Below are 7,189 nucleotides of genomic sequence, written 5' to 3'. Positions count from 1 at the left end.
CCGCCCCGCGCCCGGGGCGGGGGCCGCGCCCCGGGCTGGGCCCGGCCGGGCGGGGGCCTCCTGGGGCGGCTTTGGGGGCCCGCCCGCCGGGGGTGGGGGGAGACCCCTGCCCCGGGCGGACGGAGCGGGCCGGCGGCCGCGGGCCCGTGGCGGCCCTGCGGCGTGCCGGCCCGGGACGGTCAGCCGTGGGCCCCGGCCTTCGGCCTGTCGGGGGAACCGGGGGCGTCGCCGCCCTCGGCGATGCCGCTCAGCACCTCGGAGGCGGCGAGCTCGTCGCGCGCGGCGAGCCGGTCGAAGCCGGTGACCGGGGGGTAGACGTAGCGGCCCAGGGTCGCGATGAGGATCGCACCGAGGACGAGGATGCCCATCAGGACGGGGATGACGGGGTCGTAGGAGCCCAGCAGGTCGTAGCCCAGCCCGAGGAGGAGCGGCCCGAAGGCGGTGCCCAGGAGGAACGCGGCCTGGACCACGCCCAGGATCCGGCCGAAGTAGCGCGTGCCCAGGTAGCGGCTGATGAGCAGGGCGAGCAGATCGCCCTCGATGCCGAAGGCGACGCCGATGAAGGCGACCGCGACGGCGGCGCTGCCGAACGGCGGGTACAGGAAGAACATGCCCGCGATGGGGGCGATCATCACGATCGGGCCGATGATGGTTCCGGGCACGCGGTCGACGATGAAGCCGCCGGCCACGCGTCCCACCAGCGAGGCGAGGCCGAAGACGACCAGCAGGGTGGCCGCCTGCTCGGCGCTCAGCCCGCGGTCGGTCATCATCGGCACGAGGTGGACCTGGAGGCCGTAGACGACGACCCCGACCAGGCCCAGCCCGACCGCGATGCCCCAGAACTGCCGGGTGCGGAACGCCTCGCGGACCGTCAGGCCGGGGAGCTGGAGGCTGACGTCGCGGCCCTCCACCTGCGTCTCCTGGACGAGCCGTCCGCGGACGTGCCGTTCCGCGCGGGCCCGCACGAACAGGGTGACCATCGTGACCGACACCAGGACCGAGATCAGCGCCATCACGCCGTACGTCATCCGCCATCCGACGTTCTCGATGAGCGCTCCGGCCAGCAGCGGGGCCAGGGCCGAGCCCAGCCCGATGATGCCCGTCACCACGCCGACGGCGAGGGCGCGGTTGTTGTCGAACCAGCTCACCACCGCCCTGGTGGCGGGTACCGCCGTTCCGGCCCCGAAGAACCCCACGAAGAAGCACGGGACGAAGTAGACCCACTCGACCGGCGGCACCAGCCCGACCAGCGCCATCGAGGCCGCGAACAGCACGAACCCCGGCACGAGGATGTAGCGCGCGGCGAAGCGGTCCACGAGCTGCGCGACGATGATCAGGCCGATCGCCATTCCGACCGCCGCGACCGAGAACGCCCCGGTCACGGTCGTGCGGCTGAAGCCGGTCTCCTCGACGATCGGCAGCACGAACAGGCCGATGGTGGCCAGGTACATCTGGGGGCCGACGGCGTTGGAGGTGCCACCGCCGATCACCACCCACCAGGGGCTTCTCGGTCTCGTTGCGCGGGGGGTGACAGTGCTCATGCGGACTCCGTAGGTAGTGGGGCGGTCGTGCGAACGGCGGTCAGGCGGCGAGGAAGGAGACCTCGGCCAGTTCCTCGGAGACCTGCCAGACGCGCGCCGCCTCCTCCGCGCTGCGCAGCGTCGGGTACAGCCGCTGTTCGGAGGGCGGGCCGCCGAGCCTTCCGAAGCCGCTGGGGCTGTAGAGCGCACCCGGCTTGGAACCGGGGTCGGTCGCGGCCATCAGCGCGGGCAGCTTCGCCGACTCGAGGGTGCCCAGCAGGATCCCGCGGGCCGACAGGGCCCGGATCCGGCGGATGTGCGGGGTGTCCTCGTCGCGGCCGAGCTCGGGGCGGGCGGCCAGGAGGCTCGTGGGGGCCACCCCGGGGTGGGAGAGGTTGCTGGTGATGCCCCACCCGTGAGCCTTGCTGCGGCGGTCCAGTTCGAGGCCGAACAGACCGAACGCGATCTTGGACTGGCTGTACGCGCGCATCCCGTCGTAGGAGCGGTCCCAGTTGATGTCCTCCCAGTTGATGGAGCCGCGGCGCGCGGCGACACTGATCTGCGAGGTCACCCGTGCCCGGCCGGCGCGCAGCAGCGGCAGGAGCCGGCAGACCAGGGCGAAGTGGCCGAGGTAGTTGGTGCCGAACTGCAGCTCGAACCCGTCGACCGTGGTCTGGTGGTTCGGGGGCCGCATCACGCCGGCGTTGTTGATGAGGATGTGGATCGGGCGGCCCTCCTCGCGGAGCGTGTCGCCCAGGGCGGCGACCGAGGCCAGTGAGGAGAGGTCGAGGCCGCGGGTCGACACCCGCGCGCCCGGGTGGTTGCGGCGGATCTTCTCGACCGCCTTCTTCCCCTTGGCGGGGTTGCGGACGGGCAGGAGGACCTCCGCGCCGGCCGCGGCCAGCCACTCGGCCATTCCCAGGCCCATGCCGTCGCTCGCGCCGGTCACGACCGCCAGTTTCCCGGTCAGGTCGGGCACGGTGATGTCGATGGTTCGACGTGGCATTGCTCTGCTCCTCGGATAGTCGATCCCTCACGCCGGTCGGGGGCGTGGGAGGCGTCCGGTGTTCCCCTCCGCCGGGGGCAGGGGCGGGTAGGGGTCACCGGACCGCGCAGGCCGGGAACGGGAGGGACCGGTCACCGACCCGCCCCGCTTCCGTTCCCGGTGCGCAAGAGCGATCCTCGGTCCTCGGCGGGGGAGTAACCACGGCCTCCCGATCCCAGGCTCGCGGGTCCACCCCTCGGGCCGGCGGCCGGAAGGGGGGATCGGCGGTCCGTGGCTACACTCGCGCGCGGACGGTAGACACAGAGCATGACCTTGGAAGGAATGCTGTGATCGATCGCACCGGGCTGGCGGAGTTCCTCCGCAACCGCAGGGGGGCGCTGCAACCCGAGGACGTCGGGCTCCCGCGCGGGCAGCGCCGCAGGACCATGGGCCTGCGACGCGAGGAGGTCGCGTCGCTGTGCCACATGTCGACCGACTACTACTCCCGGCTGGAACGGGAGCGCGGGCCGCAGCCCTCGCTCCAGATGCTCGCCTCGATCGCCCAGGGGCTGCACCTGTCGCTGGAGGAGAGGGACCACCTGTTCCGCCTCGCCGGACACAACCCGCCCGCACGCGGCGGGGTCGGAGACCACGTCGGCCCCGGCCTGCTGCGGATCCTCGACCGCCTGGACGACACCCCCGCGGAGATCGTCACCGAACTCGGCGAGACCCTCAGGCAGACCCCGATGGGCGTCGCCCTCACCGGCGACACGACCGGGTACACCGGGCCCGCGCGCAGCGCCGGGTACCGGTGGTTCACCGACCCCTCCGTGCGGGACTTCTACGCCCCCGAGGAGCATGCGTTCCTCACCCGCATGTACGCCTCGGGCCTGCGCCAGATCCTCACTCTGCGGGGACCCGACTCACGGGCCGCGCACCTGGCCGAACTGCTCCTCGACCGGAGCGAGGAGTTCCGACGGGTGTGGGGCGACCACGAGATCGGTGTGCGCCCCCACGACGTCAAGCACTTCGTCCACCCCGAGGTGGGCCCCCTGACGCTGAACTGCCAGAGACTGCTCGACCCGGGCCAGGCCCACTCGCTGCTCGTCTACACCGCCGACCCCGGGAGCGAGAGCCACGAGAAACTGCGCCTGCTCTCCGTCATCGGAGCCCAGGCGCTCCACTGAGGCCCCGACGGGCTCCGTCTCCGGCCGCTGCCGGGGTTCGGGCACCCGGCCCGGGAGGCCTCCGGTCACCGGTGGACGCCCACCCCGTCGGCGCGGTCGGGATCGTGCTCGCGGCGCACTCCCACGACCGGTCCGCCCAGGGGCTGAGCCTCGAAGGCGTGCTCACACGCGCCCCCGTCGTGGTGGTGGCGCTGGGATCAAGGTGTTCGCCGCCGAAGGTAAATAAACACGCCAACAACGCCAGTTTGGCGCTCATATGGGGGATGATCGTGGACATGAGAACCGACACCGAACAGGTGGAGCTGTCCGTCACCGAGGCCCGCGACCACTTCTCCGAACGCGTGAACCGGGCCGTCTACGGCGGGGAGGTCACCTTCGTCACCCGCGGACGCAACCACCACAGGGCTGCCGCGATCGTCCCGGCCGACCTGGTCGACCACTACGAGGAGCTCTTGGACGAGCGGGACGCCCGGATCGCCGCCGAGCGCCTGGCCGACATCGAGGCAGGGCGCTCCAAGGTGGTACCGCTCGATGAGGCGATGAGTCGACTCGGACTGACCGAGGAAGACCTGGACGGCCCGTGAACCACCATTCCTACGAAGTGGCCTTCGAGGACCAGGCGCTCAAGCAGCTCGCCAAGCTCGACAAGCCGGTCCGGATGCGGATATTCCGCACGGTGCGGGAGCTGGCGGTGGACCCGCGCCCGGCGGGGAGCATCCCGCTGAAGGGGGACACCGATGCCTGGCGGGTCCGGGTGGGTGACTACCGGGTGGTGTACACGGTCCACGACGGTCGGCTCCTGGTTCTCGTGCTGAGCGTGGCGCACCGCCGCGAGGTCTACCGGGACCTGTGACCCCGCATTCAGTAGCTCCGTGATGCCGCACCGGAGAGGGCTGGTGCGGAGTTTCGGCGTGTCCGGGGTGGCCGAATTGAAGCGTCGCCCCGTCGGCAGGTGGTCCAGCAGTACTTCGTCAACTCGTGTCGGGCGGGTGCTGCTGAGCGAGGCGACGCCTACAGGTGGAACACACGCCTGTCCAGCACAGCAGCACCTCTTGCAGCGCGTCCGGACCTGGTACAGACGTCAGACCAACGTCGACCTTCTCGGGTCCCACCTCCGAGAGGTGGGAAACGCCTGCCCCGCGCTGACCAGCGTGACTTCTTCTGGCGGTCTTGGCCCGGGTCGGACTCTTCGCCCTGGCCGCCGGCGAACCCGTCCGGGCTCGCCCCGGGACGCTCGGGGGGCCGAGGACCGAACCCTGGCGATCGACACCTCCGAAGCGGTGGTGGTGCGTCGGCACGCTGACCACGACCCCGCCCACATCCTGCGCGCCGACGCCGCCGGGGACGTCGTCCGGAGCACGCGGATCGAGCGGGACCCGGACCTGTGGTGGGACATGGTGGGGGAGCCCGTCCTGCCGGAGGCGCTGATCGTGGGCCACACCGCCTACGACGCCGCCGACCGCCGGATGCGTTCGCTGACGGTTCGGGGCTGTCCGGCGCCGGGGCCCGGAACGGCCGGGCCCCGACGGTGCGGTCTGCCCTCCCGGTACCGGGAGGATCGGGCGGGGGCGGTCAGTTCCCGGGGAAGGCGATCTTGATCAACTCCTCCCGGGGCGGTCCGTACTCGCGGAAGACCCCCTCGAACACCGAGCAGGTCATGAGCGCGGGGGTGCGGATGCCCCGCATGGTCATGCACAGGTGCTCGCCGCGGCCGATGACGGCGACGTCGTCCGTCTCCGTCACCTTGGCGATGTCCTCGGCGATGTCGCGTACCAGGCGTTCCTGGACCTGGAGGCGGTGCGCGTGGCGGTGGGCGATCCGGGCGAACTTGGACAGCCCGAGCACGTGGTCCGCGGGCTTGTACGCGATGGTCAGGACGCACGAGAACGGCAGGAGGTGGTGTTCGCACAGCGACCACACGGTGATGTCCGAGATCATGACGATCTGCCCGTCGGTGCGCAGCGGGAAGTGCGTCTCGACCCGGCCGGCCTGGTAGTTGCTGAACTCCCGCCACCACCGGGCGAACCGCCGCGGGGTGTCCTCCAGTCCGCTCCGGTCGGGGTCCTCGCCGATCTCGACGAGGAGTTGCCGTGCCACGCTCTCCAGCGGATCGCGCACGGTGGACTCCTGAGGAAGGTCTGCCAGCGTCATACGCCTCTCCGATCGCCCCACAACGTGATGTGCAGTCTGGTGGTCAGGTTCCAACCGCGTGCCAGGACGGGGTCCCGGATCTGGGCGAGGGACCGGTCCAGGGCGTCCTGGGTCCGTCCCTCGGGCATCACCCAGACCGAGCCGATGCCGTACCGCTCGACGACCGCCCCGACCTCGGCGAGGTCGGCCTCGGTGCGGCACACGAACTTGAACGCGGTCCCCGGTACCGCGGCCAGGGCCTCCAGGGCCCGTCCGACGATGCGCTTGCGCAGCGGGTCCCCCGAGTGGGCCAGCTTCGGCGACACGTTGAACCGCGCCAGCTCCGCGAGCCGGGCGTCCGGGGCGATCGTCCCGTTGGTCTCGATCTCGACGTCGTGCCCCGAGTCGCGCAGGTCCCGCACCAGCGGGTAGAGCCTGGTCTGCTGGTTCAGCGGTTCGCCGCCGGAGACGACGATCAGCGGAACCCCGTAGGCGACCAGGCGGTCGCGGACCTGCGTGTAGGGGATCTTCTGCAGTTCCTTCTTGGGGTCGTAGGCGATTCCCGTATCGCCCTTCCCGGTCCAGTCCCAGGTGTAGGGAGTGTCGCACCAGCTGCAGGACAGGTTGCACCCGCCCAGCCTGACGAAGGCGCAACGACGTCCCAGTGAAGGCCCTTCCCCCTGGAGGGTCTAGTGGGGCCGAAGATCTCGTTCACCACGAGATTCGGCGTGTCCATGGCCTCACCCCCTTCCGTGTTCGAGCGAGAAGCCGTGCTCATGGCCTGTACACCGCCCATGTCCTGACCGTCCCCGGGGCGCGTGCCGCGCCCGGTTCCGGATAGCGGGACGCCCACCGTCCGGACACCCGGCGGCGCGGGTCCCGCGCCGTGGGGCCGGGGGTGACGGCGTCGTTCGGATACCGGTGGTCCAGTTCCTGGCCCGCCCGGTGGGAGGACTCCAGGAGGCCGCCGCGGTCCCGTGCGGCCCCCGCGCCCGGTGCTTCCGCGCCGGCCGGGAGGGCCGGTCCCACGGCGTGGTCACGGCCGCGGGGGCGGGCGCGCGTGTGGTCCGGTCCCGGGCCGCCGGGTCGGCGGCCCGCCGGGGACGCGCGCCGTGTCGAGAAACCGAAGGGCATGGATGAACCTCCCTGACTCCGAGGATGGGCGCGACGCTCCCCAAGCGCATCACGGTTACCACCGAGAGATCTGCGGAGCGCCGACGAAGGATGGTCCGCGGCCGGGTCCGGCGTCCCCGTGGGCCGGTCCGCCCCGGGAGCCGGGCGGGGAACCCCCGGGCCCGCGCCCCTCCGCCTCCGGGCCGCGGGTCCGGGGGCGCCCCCGCGCACACGCGTCGGGGCCGTGGCACGGC

At 72.0% G+C, this 7,189-nt stretch carries 8 protein-coding genes; 4 read left to right on the top strand and 4 right to left on the bottom strand.

The window, feature by feature from the left end:
- Window positions 1-179: 179 nt before the first annotated feature.
- Complete coding sequence (locus ACWGL3_RS29850) at window positions 180-1,541, bottom strand: MFS transporter (protein WP_452462064.1); 1,362 nt, start codon at window positions 1,539-1,541, stop codon at window positions 180-182.
- Between the two features lie 40 nt (window positions 1,542-1,581).
- Entirely contained in the window at window positions 1,582-2,526 is a 945-nt protein-coding gene (locus tag ACWGL3_RS29845; RefSeq protein ID WP_267949480.1) for an SDR family oxidoreductase, read from the bottom strand.
- Window positions 2,527-2,852: 326 nt separating this feature from the next.
- On the opposite strand from ACWGL3_RS29845, the gene ACWGL3_RS29840 reads away from it, so the two are divergent.
- The 4 genes from ACWGL3_RS29840 to ACWGL3_RS29825 all read left to right on the top strand — a co-directional run bounded on the left by ACWGL3_RS29840 (window position 2,853) and on the right by ACWGL3_RS29825 (window position 5,290).
- Entirely contained in the window at window positions 2,853-3,692 is an 840-nt protein-coding gene (locus ACWGL3_RS29840; RefSeq protein WP_267949481.1) for a helix-turn-helix transcriptional regulator, read from the top strand.
- 71 nt (window positions 3,693-3,763) lie between these two features.
- Window positions 3,764-4,276 carry a type II toxin-antitoxin system Phd/YefM family antitoxin gene (locus ACWGL3_RS29835; protein ID WP_344178619.1) on the top strand — a complete coding sequence of 171 codons (513 nt, stop codon included), beginning with the start codon at window positions 3,764-3,766 and terminating at the stop codon, window positions 4,274-4,276.
- Window positions 4,273-4,545 (top strand): type II toxin-antitoxin system RelE family toxin, encoded by a 273-nt coding sequence (locus ACWGL3_RS29830; protein WP_267949482.1) that lies wholly within the window; start codon window positions 4,273-4,275, stop codon window positions 4,543-4,545. Before ACWGL3_RS29835 ends, ACWGL3_RS29830 begins: the two co-directional genes overlap by 4 nt.
- A gap of 433 nt (window positions 4,546-4,978) precedes the next feature.
- Window positions 4,979-5,290 (top strand): hypothetical protein, encoded by a 312-nt coding sequence (locus ACWGL3_RS29825; protein WP_452462063.1) that lies wholly within the window; start codon window positions 4,979-4,981, stop codon window positions 5,288-5,290.
- Here ACWGL3_RS29825 and folE read toward each other — a convergent pair.
- Both folE and ACWGL3_RS29815 read right to left on the bottom strand, forming a co-directional pair.
- Window positions 5,265-5,843, bottom strand: coding sequence for a GTP cyclohydrolase I (gene folE / locus ACWGL3_RS29820; RefSeq protein WP_267949484.1), 579 nt, complete (start codon window positions 5,841-5,843; stop codon window positions 5,265-5,267). The genes ACWGL3_RS29825 and folE overlap by 26 nt on opposite strands.
- A complete protein-coding gene (locus ACWGL3_RS29815) occupies window positions 5,840-6,445 on the bottom strand; it encodes a 7-carboxy-7-deazaguanine synthase QueE (RefSeq protein ID WP_344178670.1) in 606 nt (201 codons plus the stop codon). The genes folE and ACWGL3_RS29815 overlap by 4 nt, the downstream gene beginning before the upstream one ends.
- Window positions 6,446-7,189: the final 744 nt, after the last annotated feature.

It is taken from the genome of Nocardiopsis sp. NPDC055824 (genome assembly GCF_053616335.1).
The sequence above is the reverse complement of the archived record's forward strand: the minus strand, read 5'-3'. Positions and strand labels throughout refer to the sequence as shown.

What these genes read in the sequence shown, in the direction of transcription:
- ACWGL3_RS29850 (WP_452462064.1), bottom strand. Translation starts at nt 1,541, where the DNA reads ATGAGCACTGTCACCCCCCGCGCAACGAGACCGAGAAGCCCCTGGTGG.
- folE (WP_267949484.1), bottom strand. Translation starts at nt 5,843, where the DNA reads ATGACGCTGGCAGACCTTCCTCAGGAGTCCACCGTGCGCGATCCGCTG.
- ACWGL3_RS29845 (WP_267949480.1), bottom strand. Translation starts at nt 2,526, where the DNA reads ATGCCACGTCGAACCATCGACATCACCGTGCCCGACCTGACCGGGAAA.